This window comes from Anaerobacillus alkalilacustris (assembly GCF_001866005.1).
In the GTDB taxonomy this organism is placed as follows: domain Bacteria; phylum Bacillota; class Bacilli; order Bacillales; family Anaerobacillaceae; genus Anaerobacillus; species Anaerobacillus alkalilacustris.
Map to the genome: position 1 here is coordinate 95120 of NZ_MLQR01000050.1, position 20825 is coordinate 115944.

General features: G+C 34.3%; 21 protein-coding genes. 5 read left to right on the forward strand and 16 right to left on the reverse strand.

The annotated features are described in order from the left end of the window. Positions 1-40 precede the first annotated feature (40 nt). Positions 41-2185: a DNA topoisomerase III gene (locus BKP37_RS18060; protein ID WP_071311021.1), complete on the reverse strand. Its 2145-nt coding sequence runs from the start codon at positions 2183-2185 to the stop codon at positions 41-43. A 188-nt stretch (positions 2186-2373) separates the two neighbouring features. Between BKP37_RS18060 and BKP37_RS18065 the strand changes: the two genes are divergently transcribed. Further along, positions 2374-3081, forward strand: coding sequence for a Crp/Fnr family transcriptional regulator (locus BKP37_RS18065; protein WP_071311022.1), 708 nt, complete (start codon positions 2374-2376; stop codon positions 3079-3081). Between the two features lie 310 nt (positions 3082-3391). Continuing rightward, positions 3392-4387 carry an LCP family protein gene (locus BKP37_RS18070; protein ID WP_071311023.1) on the forward strand — a complete coding sequence of 332 codons (996 nt, stop codon included), beginning with the start codon at positions 3392-3394 and terminating at the stop codon, positions 4385-4387. Positions 4388-4744: 357 nt separating this feature from the next. Here BKP37_RS18070 and fabF read toward each other — a convergent pair whose 3' ends face one another. After that, entirely contained in the window at positions 4745-5986 is a 1242-nt protein-coding gene (gene fabF, locus BKP37_RS18075) for a beta-ketoacyl-ACP synthase II (RefSeq protein WP_071311024.1), read from the reverse strand. Between the two features lie 57 nt (positions 5987-6043). Continuing rightward, a complete protein-coding gene (locus BKP37_RS18080; protein ID WP_071311025.1) occupies positions 6044-6982 on the reverse strand; it encodes a beta-ketoacyl-ACP synthase III in 939 nt (312 codons plus the stop codon). 233 nt (positions 6983-7215) lie between these two features. Between BKP37_RS18080 and BKP37_RS18085 the strand changes: the two genes are divergently transcribed. After that, positions 7216-7521: a hypothetical protein gene (locus tag BKP37_RS18085; protein ID WP_071311026.1), complete on the forward strand. Its 306-nt coding sequence runs from the start codon at positions 7216-7218 to the stop codon at positions 7519-7521. Between the two features lie 253 nt (positions 7522-7774). Here the strand turns inward: BKP37_RS18085 and BKP37_RS20330 are convergent, their stop codons facing one another. Together BKP37_RS20330 and BKP37_RS18095 are read right to left on the reverse strand one after the other, a co-directional pair. Continuing rightward, the gene (locus BKP37_RS20330) at positions 7775-8113 is read right to left on the reverse strand and encodes a hypothetical protein (RefSeq protein WP_071311027.1); all 339 of its coding nucleotides are present in this window, start codon (positions 8111-8113) and stop codon (positions 7775-7777) included. Positions 8114-8341: 228 nt separating this feature from the next. Beyond that, positions 8342-9298, reverse strand: a complete 957-nt coding sequence (locus BKP37_RS18095) for a BMP family ABC transporter substrate-binding protein (protein ID WP_071311028.1) — start codon at positions 9296-9298, stop codon at positions 8342-8344. Positions 9299-9641: 343 nt separating this feature from the next. Here BKP37_RS18095 and BKP37_RS18100 point away from each other — a divergent pair, with 343 nt between their 5' ends. Further along, positions 9642-11237 carry a peptide chain release factor 3 gene (locus BKP37_RS18100; protein WP_071311029.1) on the forward strand — a complete coding sequence of 532 codons (1596 nt, stop codon included), beginning with the start codon at positions 9642-9644 and terminating at the stop codon, positions 11235-11237. On the opposite strand, the gene BKP37_RS20250 is transcribed toward BKP37_RS18100, so the two are convergent. The 6 genes from BKP37_RS20250 to BKP37_RS18120 form a co-directional block, all read right to left on the reverse strand. Then, a complete protein-coding gene (locus BKP37_RS20250) occupies positions 11234-11410 on the reverse strand; it encodes a hypothetical protein (protein ID WP_169823189.1) in 177 nt (58 codons plus the stop codon). The genes BKP37_RS18100 and BKP37_RS20250 overlap by 4 nt on opposite strands. 10 nt (positions 11411-11420) lie before the next feature. Further along, positions 11421-12347 carry an NAD-dependent epimerase/dehydratase family protein gene (locus BKP37_RS18105; RefSeq protein WP_071311030.1) on the reverse strand — a complete coding sequence of 309 codons (927 nt, stop codon included), beginning with the start codon at positions 12345-12347 and terminating at the stop codon, positions 11421-11423. A gap of 391 nt (positions 12348-12738) precedes the next feature. Continuing rightward, positions 12739-13482 carry a hypothetical protein gene (locus tag BKP37_RS18110; RefSeq protein ID WP_071311031.1) on the reverse strand — a complete coding sequence of 248 codons (744 nt, stop codon included), beginning with the start codon at positions 13480-13482 and terminating at the stop codon, positions 12739-12741. Between the two features lie 77 nt (positions 13483-13559). Continuing rightward, positions 13560-13685, reverse strand: a complete 126-nt coding sequence (locus BKP37_RS20820; protein WP_281243097.1) for a hypothetical protein — start codon at positions 13683-13685, stop codon at positions 13560-13562. A gap of 105 nt (positions 13686-13790) precedes the next feature. After that, positions 13791-13973, reverse strand: coding sequence for a YjzC family protein (locus BKP37_RS18115; protein WP_071311032.1), 183 nt, complete (start codon positions 13971-13973; stop codon positions 13791-13793). Between the two features lie 83 nt (positions 13974-14056). Then, positions 14057-14776, reverse strand: a complete 720-nt coding sequence (locus BKP37_RS18120) for a YwiC-like family protein (RefSeq protein WP_071311033.1) — start codon at positions 14774-14776, stop codon at positions 14057-14059. A 286-nt stretch (positions 14777-15062) separates the two neighbouring features. Here BKP37_RS18120 and BKP37_RS18125 point away from each other — a divergent pair, with 286 nt between their 5' ends. Further along, positions 15063-15608, forward strand: coding sequence for a hypothetical protein (locus BKP37_RS18125; RefSeq protein ID WP_071311034.1), 546 nt, complete (start codon positions 15063-15065; stop codon positions 15606-15608). Between the two features lie 143 nt (positions 15609-15751). Here BKP37_RS18125 and BKP37_RS18130 read toward each other — a convergent pair whose 3' ends face one another. From BKP37_RS18130 to BKP37_RS18150, 5 genes are all read right to left on the reverse strand, one after another. Beyond that, positions 15752-16462, reverse strand: coding sequence for a Crp/Fnr family transcriptional regulator (locus BKP37_RS18130; RefSeq protein ID WP_084034873.1), 711 nt, complete (start codon positions 16460-16462; stop codon positions 15752-15754). A 415-nt stretch (positions 16463-16877) separates the two neighbouring features. After that, complete coding sequence (locus tag BKP37_RS18135; RefSeq protein ID WP_071311035.1) at positions 16878-18386, reverse strand: NarK family nitrate/nitrite MFS transporter; 1509 nt, start codon at positions 18384-18386, stop codon at positions 16878-16880. An 83-nt stretch (positions 18387-18469) separates the two neighbouring features. After that, entirely contained in the window at positions 18470-19765 is a 1296-nt protein-coding gene (locus BKP37_RS18140; RefSeq protein ID WP_071311036.1) for a NarK family nitrate/nitrite MFS transporter, read from the reverse strand. Positions 19766-20046: 281 nt separating this feature from the next. After that, on the reverse strand, positions 20047-20229 hold the full coding sequence (locus BKP37_RS18145; protein ID WP_071311037.1) for a hypothetical protein: 183 nt from the start codon (positions 20227-20229) through the stop codon (positions 20047-20049). Further along, positions 20222-20755, reverse strand: coding sequence for a Rieske 2Fe-2S domain-containing protein (locus tag BKP37_RS18150; protein ID WP_071311038.1), 534 nt, complete (start codon positions 20753-20755; stop codon positions 20222-20224). Before BKP37_RS18150 ends, BKP37_RS18145 begins: the two co-directional genes overlap by 8 nt. Positions 20756-20825 lie beyond the last annotated feature (70 nt).

The following is a 20825-nucleotide window of genomic DNA, read 5'->3' on the forward strand; positions in this document are numbered from 1 at the left end:
TGAGGAGTTGCAGACGTATCATTTTTAGTCACCACTTGAACTAAAATTTAAAGCTAATTTTATTTTCCTTACCATCCCAAATGAGAGTAGCATTAAATGTTTTGTCTCCTTTTTTAAAACCTTTTAATACTCCTGTTTCACCTTTTGTTAATAAATTTTTGACAGTTGTTTCAGATAGTTTCTTTCCTAAAATTGTTTTGGATAAAATAAATTTACAAGAGGTTTTTTTATAATTTCCGCAACCATAAAAATTGCCTTTATCAACTAAATCTCCATCACAAAGCTTACACTTCCCGATTACTTTTCCAAGAGTAAACTTTGATTTAGAGTTTTTTTTCACTTCATATTCAAGCCCTTGAAAGTTCCATTTCACTGAATTTCGTGTAGCGTCTTCAACAATTTTGGCCGTTAATTTTTTCGTTTGTTCCATAAAAGTAACTGGAGAAGCCGCTCCTTGACCTATTTCCCCTAAACGCTGTTCCCATTTTGCGGTCATTTCTGGAGAAGCTAAAATAGCACCACCAATTGCATCAATAAGTATTCGTGCTTTTTTTGTTGCAAACACTTGATTTTTGACTACCTCTATATATTGCCTGTCCTTTAACATAGTAATGATTCCAGCCCGAGTTGCTTCTGTTCCTAACCCCTCCGTTTTATTTAGAACTTTTTCTAGTTCTTCATTATCAATAAATTTCCCTGCTGTTTTCATCAACGTAATTAACTGTCCTTCGGTATACCGCTTAGGTGGTTGTGTTTTCCCAGCTTTCACATGAACACTCTTAACAAAACCAGTCTCTCCCTCTTCTAAAATAGGTAAAATGATATCCGTATCATCTTGTTGCTTATATAAAACTTTTCTCCAGCCTTCATTTATTTGCTGCTTTCCTTTTGAGATAAACTGTGCCCGTTTGTCTACCAAGGTAGTAATTGTTGTATAGTCGAATTGAGCCGCATCGTAATGTGCTGCAATAAGACGGCGTATGACTAAATCATAAATCTTTGCTTCGTCTGTTGGTAATTTAGTAGGATCTTTTACTTGTTCAGTAGGGATAATCGCATAGTGATCTGTTACCTTCTTTTCGTTTACGAAGCGTTTATTATTAGCAATCGACTTTTTCGGAACCGGGAAGAGCGATGAATATTCTTTAAAATCACTTAGCTTTTCTAATATATATGGAAACGTTTCTGCTTCCCCTTTTGTAACATAATTTGAATCTGATCTTGGATAAGATACAATTCCTTTTTGATAAAGCTTCTGTAATACATCTAATGTCTTTTTTGGGGGAAATTTATATATGTTATTAGCGGTAGCCTGAAGTGCTGATAAATTAAATAATAAAGGAGGCTCAAACTTTTTTCGTTCTTTTTCAGCATGAACTATTTCTGCCGTTTTCCCTTCGCAGAACAGCGCTATTTTTTTGGCCATTTCTTCTTCTTCAATTCTTGAGTGATTCTCTTTATGCCATTTTCCTTCATAATGCTTTCCATCCATTGTAAAAGTAGCAATTACTTCCCAAAATGGCTTAGATTCAAAATCTTCAATTTCCTTCTCTCTTTTTACAATTAATGCTAACGTAGGTGTTTGAACTCTTCCTGCTGAAAAAACATCACTAATTCCTTTTTCCTTTAATAAGATAGAAAATACTCTTGAGGCATTCATTCCTACTAGCCAATCCGCACATGCACGAGTATATGCTTCATAATACAAATTTCTTGTTTTTTCTTCTGTTAATAAACTATCAAAACCTTCAAGAACTGCTTTTGGAGTTAACGAAGAAATCCATAAACGTTTCATTGGTTTATGAACCCTGCTCATTTGTATAATACTACGAATAATTAATTCTCCTTCTCGCCCCGCATCTCCACCATGAATAATTTCTGTTACCTCTTTTTTTTGTAACAATTTTTTAATAATTTGATATTGCTTATTTTTTGACCTTACGACCTCATACTGAAATTTATCAGGAATCATAGGTAAATTTATTAATGTCCATTTTTTCCAACTTGGAAAATAACTTTCTGGAGCGGAAAGCTGTAATAAATGACCAACGGCCCAAGTGCAATAGCCACCGTTAGGAAACCATTTATTCGGCTCGATAATTAAATAGCCATCTTGTTTTTTCGTTTTAAATTGTGATACTAATGCTTTTGCTTGATCAGGTTTTTCAGCTATAAGTAATTTCATTGCTAATCTCCTCATTATCATAAGTCCATACCTATTTTACGAGTTTTTATGGAATGTGGCAAAATATGAAGCTATTCTTTTGGATTATTAATGATTGTATTCTGTCAAAAGCCATTCAAATTCCAATGTTTTTATGATATTCTTTATTTGTGACAAAATATAACGAGAGTATATATGGAGTGATAGGAATGAACAAAGTCGTAAAAATTACACCTTTCTTTAGTCAACTATCAAAAGAAAACCAAGATATTTTGTTACAGCACGGAGTGAAAATTCACGCTAGAGAAGGTACTACCCTGTTTTACGAAGGAGAAGAAGCTACTAATATTTACTTGATCCGTTCCGGAAAAGTGCGACTAAGTAAAATGACGATCGATCATAAAAAGTTTTTCCTTCATTTGAAACAAGATAACGACATTATTGGTGAATTTAGTTTATTTAATGATATGTTAGTTAGTATGACAGCAGAAGTCATTGAAGACTCTACCCTCTATAAATTTACAAGAGAAAATTTGGAAGCGTTATTTCTACAAAATGGTGACATTGCCGTAGCTTTCATTAAGCTTTTTGCTAGAAATACCCAATCAACACAAGCAAAATTTTCCGATTTACTTCTTTACGGTAAAGTAGGAGCGCTTTATTCTATCCTTATTCGTTTTAGCAATTCATATGGTGTAAAATACCATAATGATATTTTAATACCAATAAAGCTCACAAACCAAGAAATTGCAAATTTCATTGGTACATCTAGGGAAACTGCTAACCGAATGTTACAAGATCTAAAAAAAGAAAATATCATTTCAATTTTAGATGATAACATCCTAATCAAAAATATCGACTATTTAAAGAAATATCTACGTTGCGAAAGATGTCCAGTTGAAATTTGTACAATTTAACTTACTTTAAGCAAATCTGTTAACTCTAGTTAATGGATTTTTTTGTTAGCTGAGTGAATTTCATAATTACCTACTCCGAGATGCATAATTCTATATCTAGTTGGGTGAATTATATATTATATCATCATTAATTAGAGTGAACTCGTTTCAGCAAGCTGAAACATCGGAAAATTCCACCTACGCTACGCTTAAAGGTGGGAGTCTTTCACCCTAAAAACTTTCAGATAAATCCAATAAATTCGGGGATTTAGTACTAAAAACAGTGCTTTTTTGCTATACTAATTGGTATGCTTAAAGGAGTTGATTAAGGTTGACCAGAAAAGGAAGCCCAACAAGAAACAAGCCTAAAAAAAGCAAAAAGAAACCTATTTACATAGCACTTTCTATACTGATTATATTAGCAATCTCTACTGTAGTCTATTCGACTTATCAATTTGAAAATGCCCGAAAGCAATCTCTTAAATTAATAGAAGATAATAGTAATCAACATGAATTTGAAGAAATCGAATTTAATGCCAGCAAAGATCAGTTTAAAGAATTAATACGTGTCCTTTTATTAGGAGTGGATAAGGAAGAAGATGGCGCTGCAAGATCAGACACAATTATGATAGCTCAATACCAACCGAAACAAGGGAAAATAAAGTTAATTTCATTAATGCGGGATACATATGTCACCATTCCAGGATATCGAAACAATAAAATTAATACCGCTTTCTTTTTAGGTGGACCGGAGTTACTTCGTAAAACAATTAAAGACAATTTTGATATTGACCTCCATTACTACGCGATGATTGATTTCGATGGCTTCCAAAGAGTAGTAGATATTATTGCACCTGATGGGATTAAAATAGACATCGAAAGAAGAATGTATTATTCTAAAGGTCGAGACCATATCGATTTTCAACCTGGGCTACAGAGTTTAGATGGGCAACAAGCTTTAAACTATGTACGTTTTCGTAGTGATCACGAAAATGATTTTGGACGTGTCAGACGGCAACAAGAAGTTCTAACTATATTAAAGGATGAACTCCTAACATTCTCGGGAATAACTAGACTTCCGAAGTTACTAGGTTCCATTGAACCTTATATTCAAACTAATATCCAAAACAAACAATTTTTAGATTATGGTACAAATTTTTTCTTAAAGCCAATTGAAAAGGTTGAAACAATAACAATTCCAGTTAAAGGATCATTTGTTGATGCTAGATATGACCATGCTGGCGCGGTACTAGAATTAGATATCGAAAAAAATAAACAAGCCATTAAAGAATTTTTAGAGCTTGATCAGGAATTTGCTTACGATTAAGAAAAGCGCAAGGCGCCCGCCTATCGGCGACAAACAATGGAAGACCCGCTCGTAGCGGTCGGGTTTTTGACCAAAATCTATGTGCTTCTGCGTCTGACAGCTTTGCTTCGAAGTAGGCTTCCTCGAAGCAAAGCTGCATGAAGCTATTCAGAGACGTTATTCAAGTAGTTATTGAAGTCCGTTTCTTGTCTGAAGTGATCGAGCCGATGGCGCCTGGAGCTAGACAGTTTCCAAGTTAGAAATTTATAAATTCTGATTATGTAAAAAAGGAACTTCGGCCATGTTGGCTGTAGTTCCTTTTCTAACTTCTCAAAAAATTTCTTTTTTACACTCTATACTCAAATACTTTCCGTTTATCTAAACGTTGAATTTCTTAAATATTAACGTTGCATTATGTCCACCGAATCCTAATGAGTTACTAAGAACTGCGTTCACTTCATGTTTTCTTGCTTCATTTGGTACATAATCCAAGTCACACTCAGGATCTGGTGTTTCGTAATTAATTGTTGGTGGGATTACTCCTTCAACAATCGCCTTTATTGAGAAAATAGCTTCTACAGCTCCAGCTGCACCTAATAGGTGTCCTGTCATTGATTTTGTCGAACTGACAGCTAATTGTTTGGAATAATCTCCGAACACTTGCTTAATTGCTAACGTTTCATACTTATCATTATAATGAGTACTTGTCCCATGAGCATTCATATAATCAATTTCTTCTGGATTGAGCCCTGCATCTTTTAATGCCATACGCATTGCCCGAACTCCTCCCTCACCTTCAGGAGCAGGTGCTGTGATATGGTATGCATCGCCAGTTGCACCGTAACCTACGATTTCTGCATAAATTTTTGCACCACGTTTTTGTGCATGTTCCAATGATTCAAGGACTAGAATTCCTGCACCTTCACCCATAACAAATCCATCACGATTTAAATCAAATGGGCGACTTGCAGTTTTTGGATCAGGATTAGTAGATAGTGCTTTTGCTGCACTAAAACCAGCCATTGACATACTCGTAATTGGTGCTTCACATCCACCAGTAATCATAACATCAGCATCTCCGCGCTCAATAACCTTAAATGCATCACCAATGGAGTTAGCACCGGAAGCACAAGCAGTTACTGTACAAGAATTAATCCCTTTTGCCCCAAGTGTTATGGAAACTTGTCCAGAAGCCATATCAGGAATCAGCATTGGTACAAAGAACGGACTTACACGGCGATGTCCTTTTTCTAAGAAAATTTTAAACTGTTGTTCATATGTCTCCATTCCACCGATACCAGAGCCAATCCATACACCAATTCGATCAGCATTTTCAGAAGTAATTTCAAGCTTTGCATCTTCAACAGCCATCAAACTACTTGCTACTGCGTATTGAGTGAAGCGATCCATTTTTCTTGCCTCTTTTTTATCCATGAAATTACCTGGATCGAAATCCTTTAATTCAGCAGCAACACCTGTAGGAAACTGAGATGCATCTACTCTCGTAAGCAATCCTACCCCTGATTTTCCAGCTGTTACGTTGTCCCATGTAGATTCAACGTTATTACCTAAAGGAGTAACCGCACCTACTCCTGTAACTACAACACGATTTTGCTTCATTATCTTTTCTCTCCTTTTATATAATGACATTCTAAAAGATTTGTGACTTTACCTAGGTTAACGACCCCAACGTAGTACTACAGAGCCCCATGTTAATCCAGCACCAAATCCTACTAATACTACAATGTCACCATCTTTAATCTTTCCATTTTTCAGTTCATCAACTAAGGTCATAGGGATAGAAGCAGCTGAAGTATTCCCATATTTATGGACTGATTTTGCCATTTTCTCTTCAGGTAAATCGAGTCTTTGTCGCGACGCTTCCATAATTCGGATATTCGCCTGATGCGGAACTAGATAGTCAACATCTTCCTTTGTCAGACCAGCTTTTTCAATTACACTTAATGCCGATTCACCCATTTGACGTACCGCAAACTTAAACACTTCACGTCCATTCATAGTCAAGTGTGGGCCTTCTTGAGTAATGTGCTCGCACCCACCACCATCAGCTCCTAATTCAAAAGCTAATATTCCTTTATCTTCAGAAACCTGGCCTAAAACAGCCGCTCCAGCTCCATCACCAAATAGTACCGCGGTATTTCTGTCATCCCAATTGATCAGCTTAGATAATTTTTCTGAGCCAACAACTAATACATACTTATAATCACCAGACTGAATAAATTGCTTTGCTGTAATCATACCGTACATAAAACCGGAACATGCAGCACTTATATCCATAGCTGCAGCTTTTTTCGCACCGAGTTGATCTTGAATAACAGCTGATACTGAAGGAAATGGTCGGTCCGGAGTAACTGTTGCTACTACAATTAGATCAAGTTCTTCAGGTAAGATATTGGCCATTTCTAAAGCATCTTTGGCAGCCAAATATGACATATGTGAAGTATCATGATGCTCTGGAGCAAATCGGCGTTCTTCAATACCAGTTCTAGTTTTAATCCATTCATCTGAAGTGTCTATTTTCTTTTCCATATCTACATTGGTTATTACATTTTCTGGTACGTACGATCCCATACCTAGAATTCCAACATTGAGCATTCCTTTGTCCTCCTTTTATATATTTCTATATTATAAGTCACATTTACTTTTTTTCATAATTGTGTCATTTTATATCCTATACTAGTTAATATTATGACCTGATCATAATTTTAATTCATCTTATTGACTTTGTCTAGCAATCATTATACAATCGGGCGCTTTCTTCCCACACTCTCTTATGTAAGTTGACATACGTTTATATTGTATAATTCTTTTTAAAGGGGGATTGAAAATTGGAAGATAACAAACAACAAGAAACTCCACAAGCAAGAAATTTTTTTGATGAACTAATGTTTGGACCAACAGTACACCCTTCAATAGATGAAGAAGCAAGTAAAGAAAGTATGCCTAACCAAACGGAGGGTAATAAAAGCAATAAACACAATAGTGAAAATTCTCCAACACAAGAAATAGATTTTGTCCAAATGGTAGAGCAATTTGATCAATTTATGGGATTGGTTAATAAACTAGGACCTTCCCTAAAAAAAATGGGACCATTAGTCGATCTATTCAAAAGCTTTGGTAGTCCCAAAAAATAAAATAATAAGTTAAAAGGTAAAATACTGTTCTTTTTTCTTTCCAAATTGAGCATAATCTAGTGGCATAAAACTATATCTAGATGAGTACGCAAATCCAACTAGACATAGTATTTCAGTCATGTGAAAACTGTATGATAAATTCATTAACTTTCAAATTTTTTTTGATGCATGCCTAAAGAATAATTAGGATGACTATTAATAGTCATCCTAATTTTGGCGAAAAATGTGAACAAACCCTTACCCAAAGATTGCTTTAACGATATGGCTGTTGTCCATATTGCGGAGGACCGTATGGTTGTGAACCATATGGGTACGGGCTGTATGGCGGTGGCGGACCGTATGGCGGTGGCGGACCGTATGGCGGTGGCGGACCGTATGGTTGTGGGCCATATGGCTTTCCTGGTCCAGAAAAAGCACTAAATAATAACCCACCGCCCGCCAAACCAGCTAAAAATGGTAAAACTGGTGAATATTCGGGTTGTGGGGGATATGGTGGGCGTGGGGGACGCGGATGATGATGTTTTCCATGCCCGTAATCTCTCGTCATCATATATTGTCCTGGATAATGGGCATAATGCATACCGGGATACATAATTGAACCTCCTTTACTTGTAATAATTAAGACCCCGGTCTTTCATCTAGGTCTTTACTATCCTATGTGCATCTATCCCATAACGAGCATGTCCAAAGGGCGATATTAGGGGGAGAAACGCCCTTTTTCGGATAAGAAAAGCTCCAGTGCCATGGGTATGAACCATTGGCTTTGGAGCTAGATAGCCTTACATGTTTAAAATTTGATACTTAAAATTTATTCGCCGTACTATTTTTCATTTGGAAGTTTTCCAGTATCGATATATCGTTGAACCTCGTCACTAATCATCACTTGAATGTCTTCTGGCACTTCTGGACTGAACTCACCTAAAGAAATGACTCCTTCAGCAAAATCAAAATAACGATTCCCTGTACTTAGTTTCCCATTAAAAAATTCTTCTGCAACTAATTCATAAAGCTGATCAACATGTTGGATTGTACTTGTTAATACAGTAGACTGTCCTAAATCAGATTGGTCTCCAGCGTAGCCAATAACATATAAACCATGTTTTCTAACTTCTTCAATAACTGGTATATGATAACCGTCACCTGCTGGATAAAATACATCAACACCTTCTAATTTCATTTCATTATATAGCTCAATTGCCTTATCAATATTTCCCCAACTAGAAACGTAGTTTACTATGACATCTACATCTTGATTTTGATATTGAGAACCTTCTACAAATCCTTCTACTTCTGGCTGCCAAGGGTAAGCGGCAATTACCCCAATTACATTTGTCTCAGACATTTCGCTTGCAAGCATCCCCGCAAAAAAGCCCATTGCATAACCTTCAAAATGAAGACTAGTAATATTTTTTCCTGAGACATCGCCATTAAAAGCAATAAAGTGCATATGTGGGTACTGATCTTTCAATTCTAAAAACTTCATAGCATACATCTTTCCATGACCAAAGACTAGGTTTACTCCTAGTTTTTCATATTCTAAAATTGCATCGTTAACTTTTTCCATTGAATTGATTTCTTCCTTGTAAAATACATCAACATTCATTTTGGAATGAATATTTAATAAGCCTTTGTAACCTTTACTATTCCAGCCCTGATCGTCAATATTACTTGGTAGCAGTAGGCCCACCTTCGTTGACATATTAGTTTCAGTAGAAGTGGAACACCCTATTGAAATTAATAGTAATGTTACGATCAGACTAATTCGAAAAAAAGACATAAGTATTAAGCACTCTCCTTATAGAGGTTTTAATAAATCGCTTTCTACAATTATTTTACCTAATAAAATATTATAAAATAATACTCCCTTTTTTCACTATATTAAATATGGTAAAATCAATCAATGGTAAACTAGAATTTGAAATGTAAAAGTAATATAAAATTGAACATTTTATTTAATAGTTAGTTGACTTTAATGAATATCATCATACAAATTTAATACCACCAAGATACTATATTTAGTTGAACTAATGTGTTCTCAACTAAATATAGTGATTTGGTTAGATTAATGGAATGATGAAATTGACCCATATTACATGTAATAAAGAAAGAGGCTCAAACTTATGAAACTTTCCTATGAACAAGAGGTACAATCAAGAAAAACCTTTGCTATTATCTCGCATCCCGATGCTGGAAAAACTACCCTTACAGAAAAGTTACTTTATTTTGGTGGGGCAATTCGCGAAGCAGGTACAGTTAAAGGAAGAAAAAACTCTAAACATGCTATGAGTGATTGGATGGAAATCGAAAAACAAAGAGGTATTTCTGTTACTAGTTCAGTGATGGAATTTCAGTATAAAGATTTTCATGTAAATATACTTGATACTCCAGGACACGAAGATTTTAGTGAAGACACATATCGAACATTAACTGCGGCTGACTCTGCTACAATGCTGATCGATGTTGCTAAAGGTGTCGAAGCACAAACAATTAAATTATTTAAAGTTTGTAGTATGCGAGGAATACCTATTTTTACATTTATTAACAAACTAGACCGTCAAGGAAAAGACCCCTTTGAATTAATGGAAGAATTAGAAGAAGTATTAGGCATACAATCTTATCCAATGAATTGGCCAATCGGGATGGGGCAAGACTTTAGAGCGGTTTATGATCGACATCAAAAACGATTAGAGCTATACAATCATAATGAGCCGAGCAAAATCACTATCATTGAGGTTAATGGTTCTGATGACCCCCTTATTGATGAAGTGATTAACGATGAAAGTTTAGTAAATCAGTTTCGAGAGGAAATGGAATTATTAGACGTTGCTGGAGATCAATTTGATATAGAACTTATTAATACCGGAAAACTCACTCCTATCTTCTTTGGTAGTGCTATCTCTAATTTTGGAGTTCAAACGTTTCTCGACCATTTTCTAAAAATGGCCCCTTCACCTACAGCTAGAAAAAGTACAGAAGGAATCGTTAATCCACTAGATCAAAATTTTTCCGGTTTTATTTTTAAGATTCAAGCAAACATGAATCCGGCCCATCGTGATCGAATTGCTTTTTTACGGATTACTTCAGGGATCTATAAGAAAGGTATGAATGTTAATCACGTAAGAATTGGCAAACCTTTACGACTAGCACAACCGACCCAATTTTTAGCCCAAAGCCGTAACGCAGTTGAAGAAGCATATGCAGGAGATATCATTGGATTATTTGATCCAGGAACATTTCGAATTGGGGATACTTTAGTTGAAAATGGTTCTTTTGAATTTGAAGAAATGCCACACTTCTCACCAGAGCACTTTTGTGTTATCTCTGTAAAAGATGCGCTTAAGCATAAGTCTTATGAAAAAGGACTGCGTCAATTAACTGAAGAAGGAGCAATCCAACTTTTTCAAACTTACCAAAAGGTTGTTGAACAACAAATTGTAGGTGTTGTTGGTGTCCTTCAATTTGAAGTATTAGAACATCGTTTAAAAGCAGAGTATAAAGTAGATATTCGCCTCGAACGATTACCTTTCTCTCACGCCCGCTGGGTTTCAGGAGATAAAAAGGATTTAGATGCATTTATTCGCACACAAAGAAATCTTGCGAAAGATCGTGATGATCGTCTAGTCGTACTCTTTGAAAACGACTATCAAATGAGAACTGCTCAAGATAAATATCCTAACATAAAGTTTTATGAGAATTCATTTATTAAAGAAAGCTAGGTCATAGACCTAGCTTTCTTTCGATATAACACTTCAGCCAATACTCCGACAACAATAGCAATTATAACGCTACCACCTTCAGGTAATTGAAGAATCAGATTTAATAGAAAAAAAGTTGCCACTGTAATAATAATAAACACTAGTAATCCAATTATGATTTGTTTTGGACCCATTGCCTCTCTCCTACTGTCTTAAATATAAGTGCTTGTATTTTTTTATGTGATTTTTTTGTGCTTTTAATCCCGTTTCAAGATTTGTTACAACCTTAAACCCTAGTTGCGATACAACTTTTTCATTACTTATACTAACTAATAATCGTTTATCACTAGGTTCTGAAATTGTTTTATTACTAATTAAGGCTAAACCCCGAAACCATTCGTTTACTTTTCCAGTTGATAAATTAAACACTTCATTTTTACATTCGTCTTTTATTCCAGCTTCAATTAGTGTATCAAGAATATCCTCAATGTACAAAACATCTTCGGTTACTCGATCTGAAGTGGCAGAAGTATTTTTATCTGACATAAGTTCCTTTACTATTAATTTACAATAGGACATATCATCTCTTTGCCAAGGACCATAAACTGTTGGAAGTCGAAAAATAACATAAGGTACACCGAATTGTTTGCATTTGCTTTTAATTAAAGCTTCCGCTGCCATCTTTGTTAAACTATATGGAGTAATGGGGTTCAAGGGAGTATTTTCGGTAATCGTTCCTGTTCTCTCACCGTAAACTTGTGTAGAAGACGTGTAAATCACCTTCGTATTTTGCTCACAAGCAGAAATTATTTTTTCTGTAACACCAACATTATCTTCAATGGTTTTCGGAAGTTCATCCCAACTTCTTTCTTTACTTGTAGACGCAGCCATGTGATAAACTGTATCTACACCTCTAAGAACTGCTTTTATATCAGTATCTTCAATCCTTTTATTTATAAAATGAAACTGAGAATTCCTACCTACCCATAGAAGTTTTTCCTCATAAAACCCTTTTAATTGGCTATTAATCATTCCGTCAATACCGACTACTTTAAATCCTTTATCTAACAATCGGAGGCATAATGAAAAACCTATAAAACCAAGAGCGCCAGTCACTACTATTTTTTTCATATAATAATTCCCCCGTTTTATTTATTTACTATATATATGAAAAAACAGTAATTAATATGTCAATGAGTGAATTTCCAGTTTATCAAAACCTAGCTGCACAAAATTTATAACTAATGATAAGAATAGTGAACTCGTTTCAGCAAGTTGAAACATCGGAAAATCAGGTGAAGAGTCTACTCCACCTGATTGGAAAATGCCACCTACGCTACTCTTAGAGGTGGGGGTCTTTTACCCTAAAAAATTCAGATAAATGATGAAATACATTAAATAACTCTTAATCTGAAAACAAAATGTACCTATTCCATAACAAAAGTGCCGGATAAACCATGAAAGTAATCATAGAATATAGTAGTAATTATTCTAGATACTTTGGTATGCTGACACTTTATAATTATAGATTACATTCATTTTTCTTAAAAAATTCAATAGCTGGCTTTGCTAACTGTTCAAATGGCTTATTTTTAAGAAAAATTGCAACTTCTACACTGTTATTTTCATTATTGCACAATTTCTCATATGGTCTTACATGGTTTTCTAACGTATAAGGAGTAGAGTTCATACAATGGAGAATTTTTAACGGGACTGGCATAGCCTTATACATATTAATATCCATGGAAGAAATCTTCTTTTCCAACTCCGTAGTCTCTATAGAATAAGCCCTCTTTAACTCTTTTAGAAAACGTTTATAAAAGAATTTATTCCGTTTTTCTGTTTGAAAGTAGTGCGATAGGTTAAGACATGGGTTAATCATGACTATAGAGCGAAACGATGATTCTTTTGTTGGGATTAACTGAGCCGCTACCAATGCCCCCATCCCTTCAGCAATAATGTGGACTTTTTTATTTAAAATTTCTTTTTTCGTTACTTCATCATAAATGCGGTGTAAAAAATGACAGGCTTCAGCACTCCCCCAATGTCTCCCATACAAATTAGAGTAAATGACAGTATATCCAGCATTTTTTAAGTCTTCAATAAACTGATAATGGTCAGGTCTTTGATGCCACGAACTAGTTTTTGAATTTACAAAATGGTTTATATCACCGATGATGAAAATTGCAAAGCCATTTGGTTTTTTCGGTAAATGAATAACATTCCACTCTTCCCCAATTAGAAAAAATCTCTCTTTTATAGTCATTATAAATCCCTCGCAAATTTCATTCCTTTTATAATGTATGCAAAGGATATTTTAGTTTGAACAGGACAATGCCTATTTTATTCATAATTCTCAATTTCAAATAACTCCTTTTTCAATTCTTCAATCCTCTCTTTTCCATAAGTAGTTAAGTTTGTTTCTAACTGTGTTAACAAAGCTTCTAGTTCTTGCTTTTTTTCGTCCATTAATATCCCTCCGCGAACCGTTTTTATTAGTTTATGCCAGTGTATATGTACATTATTTAGTTTTGATAAAATTTTTTGAATTTAAATAAGTAACAGCCGTAGCTGTTACTTAAATTTACTTTTATATGTCCATTTGCGATTTTGATTGCTTGTTTCAGGAAAATTATCTCCTGCTTTTAACTTTACTTTTTTGGGGTTTTGTACCATATCCCCAGTTTCACCAATTTCCACATATATACCATTATTCGGTGCTTTTTGACCATGAGTAAATTGACGACTTTGTCCCATATAAAATCACCCCTAATAATAATCACTTTCTTTTATTAATATGGATTTAAATATGTGAATTATTAAGGAAACTACTTGTTTCATTAGAAAAATATCCCTACTATAACCAAAAAAATGACACTATTAGCAATTTCAATTAAACCAATTTGAACTGGCTTATAACGTTTATTCTTTGGCATAAACCATGCCTTTAATGAACTAACAAAAAAAACGACTGAAATCACAGGCATAGCTAAAACTAAAAAACTAACAACTGTAAAACCATGAAATAAATTAGACTTCCATAAAAATATTTGATTACCTTTTTCCCGAATTAATGTTTTTACATGGAATACACTTGCTGTAAAAAAGAGAACGTTTATGACCATTAAGATAAGCGCTCTAAGATCAATGATACGATTTCCAATGTAATAAGAAATAACTACTAAAAATGACAGGGCTATAATAGCACAAAAATCATTAACAAATAATCGTTCCTTTTTCAGTTTTGCAAAGATAACATTGATTAGAAAGAACGGAATAATAAGGACCCCTATAATAATTATTTCAGGGATAATAAATAGAATGGGAAACGTAAATAATGATCCTATACTTAAATAAATAATAAGTGAAGGAATAATTTCTTTCTTTAAATTTGGTTTTCTAATCATTGTTAAAAATGGACTTGATGCAAAATAAAAAGCTACTACTCCTATAAAAAAGGGCAGATGAAGCCACAACGGGTTACTTGCTAGCATCCCTAATAAATAAGGAACAATTAACATCGCCCAAGCTCCATGCTCCCTTGGTATAAACCAATTCATATGATCCCTCATTTCTCATTTCTTTATACATTTATTTTACTTAAAAAATAATGAAAACAAAGTGATTATTATCACGAATGATTAATTCCAAAATTCCCAAAAAAGAACCCATAAGTTTATATCTAGTTACGGACGGTTCAACAAACTAGATATAATATTTTCGTGACTTAACGAATGATGAAATTCAAGATTGTATAGGGGATAGTATTTGTGACATTTTACACTGTGTATATAGAACTTTCTTGCTATGATGTACGTAAATTATTAATTAATAGGGGTTGGCAAAATGCTCGAGGTAATATTAACATATAAAGGGTTTCAACCAATTTTCGAAACATTACGAGGACTTCAATTCAAATATAATGAAGGAGTATATGTTTTAGACGAACAAACGACTAATTATACGGCTACTATTATTAATGATACTTCTAATGACCAACTAAAACTTCAATTTTCAAAAGAATTATCATTTGAACAATATAAACACCTTCACAAAATAATAAAAATAATTGTAGAAAGCATTCAAGCAAAAGTGGACGATCACCAAGCATTGATGGGCTATTTAGATAATGGAAATGAAGCATATATTTATCACGGTTGGAGCGCATGGGTACAGTTTTTAGAGGGGGCTAAGCATGTTTCTATGGAAGGGCAAAAGGTTCAAGTGTATGAGAATCAATTGCTTCTTGGGGAAGGCATCTTAGTAGAGTCAACAAAAGCTGAGAGTACAAATGATGATTTCTATATAACTGAATGTAAACTAATAACGCATAACGGTGAACAAACATTTACTGGTGAACAATTGAAGATCATTGCTATAGGAGAATTTTAAATTATTTAAGTGAATTTAATAGTTACTAAAACGATCAATAAATCTATATGTAATTATGAGCGACTCAACTTAACTAGCTAAAGTTTCTTAGTGAAGTGGATATTCAAAGAGTGAAACGACATGAAAAAAGGTCCATGTCGTTTCTAAATCGTACATATTTCTACAGGGCAGTCACCACAATGCAAGTAATTTTTTAGGAATTCGATGTCCTTAACTAAGATATAGCCTTTATCTACTTTGATAACGTTATCCTTTTTCAAGTCATTAATCATTCGATTAATACTCTCTCTTGTCGTACCAATATAATTAGCAATATCCTGATTTGTTAATTGGACGTTAATAAGAATTCCTTCTTCAGTTTTAAGGCCGTATGAATTACTAAAACGAATTAATGTCGAATAAAACGCACCTGTTTTCCCACAAAGAATTAAATCGCGGAATTTTGCCTGTGTCGATTGAGTGTGTCTTGCAAACCATTTCATAAAAGCTACTGCAATTTCACCATTTTTCCGAAATATCTCCTCTAAAGAGGATCTTTCAAATTTAACAAGAACAGAGTCTTCAATTACTTCAGCAGTAACACTAATCGACATATCATTAAATAGTCCTACTTCTCCAACTAATTCATCCTTTTGCTTTAAATGTACGCTAAACTCTTTTCCATCTGCAGTCATTTTACTTAAACGGACTTTCCCTGATCGAATTAAATAAACATTCTCAGGAAAATCCCCTTCATAGAATAAAAACGTTCCACTGCTTGCACTGATCTCCAAGCCTATTGATAATAACAATTCTTGGTTTTCTTTTGACAGCTCATTAAAGAAACGCTTCATTGTCAGCTCTTTCTTTTCCATTAAGAAAACCTCTTTTCATATAGGATTAATAAACATTGTAGTGAATAATAAATATCCTGAAGACATCAGGACACATTTATTATCTTAACACTATATTCATATTAATAAAAGTATAAATTACATATGCATAGCGTTATTGTATTGTGACTATTTTGTGTACAAACATAATACTCAAAAATTGTAACATGAAGTAAGTAATATGTAAAACCGATTCGACCTAATTTAAAATGTAAAAATATGAAATTACCCATTTAATAAACTCTATTTTTTTTATAGTAATATAATTGATCAACGTTACTGTAATGACTAAAACTATTTTTAGAAAAAATCATTTATATACTGGGATGAACTTCTTAATACAAATTTATGTGAATACAAATTAAATAACTTTTTGCATAGATCAAAAGGAGCCTAGTTAGGCTCCTTTTGACTGTTTTGAACTTGATTGTTGTTCTAATTGTTGTTGTGCTAAGTCCACACTCGATAATTGGTATTCTTCTCCGTGTGACCCTTTAGGCTCATCTAAGAAAACAAGACAAAATAGGAAACTGACAAAGGCTCCGCCAGCTAAGATAAAAAAGAAGGTTTGAGGGGTTACTAAAGTAAAGATTGTTAAGTAAACAACAGCTCCAACATTTCCATATGCACCAGCCATACCAGAAATCTGACCTGTAATACGCTTTTTAATTAATGGGATAACAGCAAATGTTGCCCCTTCAGCTCCTTGAATGAACATTGACGTTACTACTGTTATAGCGACAGCTAATACCAATGGCCATTCAGAGTTAATCATCCCCATTCCAACTAAGCCAAGTCCAATTCCAAACATATATATTAACATAACTGTTTTTCTACTTGTCATCTTATCTGATAACCAACCACCGAAAGGTCTAGCGAATAAGTTTACAAAAGCAAACGAAGATGCAATTAACCCTGCAGCTGTAGCTGTTAAACCAAATGTCGTTAAAAAGAATAACGGAAGCATTGAGACGATCGCAAGCTCTGCTCCAAAATTTGCAAAGTATGTTGTATTTAGTGCTGCGACATTTTTAAATTTATATTTATCATCTTCAGGCACACCAGCCTTTAAGATTGGTAAATTCACTCTTAATATTTGAACGATTTGATATATACATACGATAATCAAAATAACATAAATAATTGATAATGCTTGCTCTGAAATAAACTCTAAATTTTTTAACCGCCATGAAAGTAACCCTAAAGCTCCAACTAATGGAACTGTCCAAATAATTAATTGAATCATATCTCCGTATGAGCTTACTTCCATTGCTGCTGTTTTTCTCGGCTTTTGATATACTTTCCCTTCTGGTGTATCACTAACTACAAACCAATAAATAACTCCGTAAATAAGACACGCTATACCACTAAAGGCAATCGCATAACGCCAACCATCATCGCCACCAAACATGGTTATTGCTACCCATGGAAGAATAATTGCTGCAGCTGCTGAACCAAAGTTACCCCAACCAGCATAAAAACCTTCCGCAAACCCTACACTTTTCGGTGGAAACCATTCTGAAACCATACGAATCCCAACTACGAAACTTGCTCCAATTGAACTTAATAATAATCGTGATATAAACAATTGCATCCATGTGTTACCAAATGCGAACATAAAAGTAGGTATTGCCATCACAATAAGTAAAATGGAAAATACTCTTCTAGGGCCATATTTATCTAATAGCATTCCAATGACTATTCTAGCTGGAATTGTTAAGGCAACGTTTAATATTGCAAGAGCTGCCATATGATCAGTTGTTAACCACCCTACTGACTCAATCATCGTCCCAGCCAAAGGCGCCATATTAAACCAAGCAAAAAATGAGATAAAAAATGCGATCCACGTTAAATGTAATGTTTTTGTACGTGGATTTTTAAATTGAAATAATTCTTTACTAGTCATGAACATCATCCCCCATCAAAAGGATATAAATTTTATTATGTAACCCTTCCGAAAAATTATCGGAAGAGCTACTTGCTATATATCTAACACTTTACTTCTGCATTTTTACGAGAGTAATAAAACCAAGTAATAACTAAACTTATAACATAATACGCAATGAAAATATATAGGGCAGTATTTGCCATTCCTGTTGTATCAATCGACCAACCGAAAATTTTTGGAATTAAAAATGCACCGTATGCTCCAATAGCAGAGGTAAAACCAATAACAGCTGCTGCTTCTTTTTGATTGTTGAAAATATATGGTATCATTCTAAACGTAGACCCGTTAGCAATACCAGTCGTTACAAATAAAACGAGGAACATAATTAAAAACCCTGTAAAGTTTCCTTGATTGTAATAATAAATTACTCCACCTGTTGCGGCAATCATAACGATAATATCCCAAAATGTTACGATTGCACCACCGAACTTATCTGAAATCCATCCCCCTAATGGTCTAATTAACGCACCAACTAAAGGTCCTAAGAAAGCAAATTGCAGAGCATTTACTTCTGGAAATTCTGTTCTAATTAATAGTGGAAACGCTGCTGCATACCCTATAAATGAACCAAAACACATTGTGTACAGCCACGTCATAATCCACGTATGTTTATTTTTGAAAATGACTGCTTGCTCTTTAATAGAAGCTTTTGTTCCAGGTAAGTTATCCATTCCGAAAAATGCTGCAATAACAGTTAAAATAATTGGAATAACCCAAACAAATGCTGCATTTTGAAGCCATACATGAGAACCATCAGGTAATACTTGAGGGTTCCCTACCACCGCTCCAAAAACTCCTACAGTTATTACTAAAGGAGCTAAAAACTGAACAGCACTTACTCCTAAATTACCAATACCAGCATTAATTCCTAAAGCTGTCCCTTTTGCTTTTTTCGGATAAAAGAAACTAATGTTAGACATTGATGAAGCGAAATTTCCTCCACCTAGACCACATAGGGCAGCAAGAATAGCCATCGTCATAAAGGAAGTTTCGGGATTTTGTACTGCAATTCCTATTCCTATTGCTGGAATAAGCAATGATGCTGTACTAATAATTGTCCAGTTCCGTCCACCGAAAATTGGAACAACAAATGTATAAAATATACGTAATGTTGCACCTGATAAACCTGGAAGTGCTGCTAAAGTAAATAACTCTGCACTAGTAAAATTAAAACCTATATCGTTTAAACTAGCTGCTGTTACCGACCAAATTTGCCAAACAGCAAATGCTAGAAAAAGCGCTGGAACAGAGATCCATAAGTTTCTCGTTGCATGTTTTTTACCTTCGGCTTCCCAAAACTGTTCGTTTTCAGGATCCCACCTTGTAATTCTTGCCATAATAATTCCCCCTAGAATTCCTTCTTAATTAATAAACGTTAAAAATAAGTTACTTTCATGATAGTTGATGGACTACCATGAGGGTGTGAAATAAATCACTAATTAATCGATGTTCACGAATTGTTCAATTTATTATGTTAAATACTTTTAAAATAGTTTAAATGTTGTTTTTCATTGACCAAATCAAAAAAGTTAAATATTTCCAACAAATAGCGACCTAATGAAAGGAACCCATTATTGGATTCCTTATGAAAACGTGCGTAACTTTACTAGCTATTATATTAGAGCTTGCGCCACTGAAAATAAGCAAATATTGCTGCTGCTGCTGAAATTAAACTTATAATGTTATAAATGAATAAAAAGTCATATTCCCTTCCTAGGAACGCCTCAACTGTCCATTGAAGCATAATTACATTAATAATAATTGAGACAATAATTACCGCCCAACACGTTTTTTTACCCATGGCGATACTGCCTCCCCACTGCATAAACCACACCATTTTCAACTTCAATTTCAATCAAAGGTAATTCTCGCTGGGGTGGTCCGGCTTTTGGATGACCATTATTTATATCAAAATATCCAGCGTGGCAAGGACACAATAATACATCTTGAGTCTTCTCATAAAAAACTGGACACATGAGGTGAGTACAAGCGCTGTTATATGCCTTTAAATCTCCATTTACTGTGTGTATTAGAAGAGCTGGATCTTTCTCAGTTGGGTAATAAAAAGTTACTGATTCACCTACTGGAAGATCTTCAAGTTTAGCAATTTCAACTCTCTCTTTTTCTTTCTCATTCATACCTAACATCGCCTTTACTGAAAAGGGGATAGTTGCTACCCCTAAAGCTACAGATGTTCCTACTGCTGTTTTTAAAAAGGCTCTGCGGTTATATTTCAAATCGTCATCACGATTTAAATTGTCTACTAAATTAATCATGTCATCGTCTGTATCTTTTTGATTACGACCTAGCTTCTTTTTTTCTGTCATGATTACCCTCCATTCATAAATTTGGTTACTTAAAGCGAGGGGAAACCCCTCGCTTTAAGTGAGGAAGGGT

Coding starts and splice junctions, on each gene's coding strand:
- BKP37_RS18145 (WP_071311037.1), bottom strand. CDS start 20,229: ATGGGTAAAAAAACGTGTTGGGCGGTAATTATTGTCTCAATTATTATT.
- BKP37_RS18065 (WP_071311022.1), top strand. CDS start 2,374: ATGAACAAAGTCGTAAAAATTACACCTTTCTTTAGTCAACTATCAAAA.
- BKP37_RS20250 (WP_169823189.1), bottom strand. CDS start 11,410: ATGGGTCCAAAACAAATCATAATTGGATTACTAGTGTTTATTATTATT.
- BKP37_RS18100 (WP_071311029.1), top strand. CDS start 9,642: ATGAAACTTTCCTATGAACAAGAGGTACAATCAAGAAAAACCTTTGCT.
- BKP37_RS18125 (WP_071311034.1), top strand. CDS start 15,063: ATGCTCGAGGTAATATTAACATATAAAGGGTTTCAACCAATTTTCGAA.
- BKP37_RS18110 (WP_071311031.1), bottom strand. CDS start 13,482: ATGACTATAAAAGAGAGATTTTTTCTAATTGGGGAAGAGTGGAATGTT.
- BKP37_RS18060 (WP_071311021.1), bottom strand. CDS start 2,185: ATGAAATTACTTATAGCTGAAAAACCTGATCAAGCAAAAGCATTAGTA.
- BKP37_RS18140 (WP_071311036.1), bottom strand. CDS start 19,765: ATGGCAAGAATTACAAGGTGGGATCCTGAAAACGAACAGTTTTGGGAA.
- BKP37_RS18105 (WP_071311030.1), bottom strand. CDS start 12,347: ATGAAAAAAATAGTAGTGACTGGCGCTCTTGGTTTTATAGGTTTTTCA.
- BKP37_RS18080 (WP_071311025.1), bottom strand. CDS start 6,982: ATGCTCAATGTTGGAATTCTAGGTATGGGATCGTACGTACCAGAAAAT.
- BKP37_RS18120 (WP_071311033.1), bottom strand. CDS start 14,776: ATGAATTGGTTTATACCAAGGGAGCATGGAGCTTGGGCGATGTTAATT.
- BKP37_RS18130 (WP_084034873.1), bottom strand. CDS start 16,462: ATGGAAAAGAAAGAGCTGACAATGAAGCGTTTCTTTAATGAGCTGTCA.
- BKP37_RS18135 (WP_071311035.1), bottom strand. CDS start 18,386: ATGACTAGTAAAGAATTATTTCAATTTAAAAATCCACGTACAAAAACA.
- BKP37_RS20330 (WP_071311027.1), bottom strand. CDS start 8,113: ATGTATCCCGGTATGCATTATGCCCATTATCCAGGACAATATATGATG.
- BKP37_RS18115 (WP_071311032.1), bottom strand. CDS start 13,973: ATGGGACAAAGTCGTCAATTTACTCATGGTCAAAAAGCACCGAATAAT.
- BKP37_RS20820 (WP_281243097.1), bottom strand. CDS start 13,685: ATGGACGAAAAAAAGCAAGAACTAGAAGCTTTGTTAACACAGTTAGAA.
- BKP37_RS18150 (WP_071311038.1), bottom strand. CDS start 20,755: ATGACAGAAAAAAAGAAGCTAGGTCGTAATCAAAAAGATACAGACGAT.
- fabF (WP_071311024.1), bottom strand. CDS start 5,986: ATGAAGCAAAATCGTGTTGTAGTTACAGGAGTAGGTGCGGTTACTCCT.
- BKP37_RS18095 (WP_071311028.1), bottom strand. CDS start 9,298: ATGTCTTTTTTTCGAATTAGTCTGATCGTAACATTACTATTAATTTCA.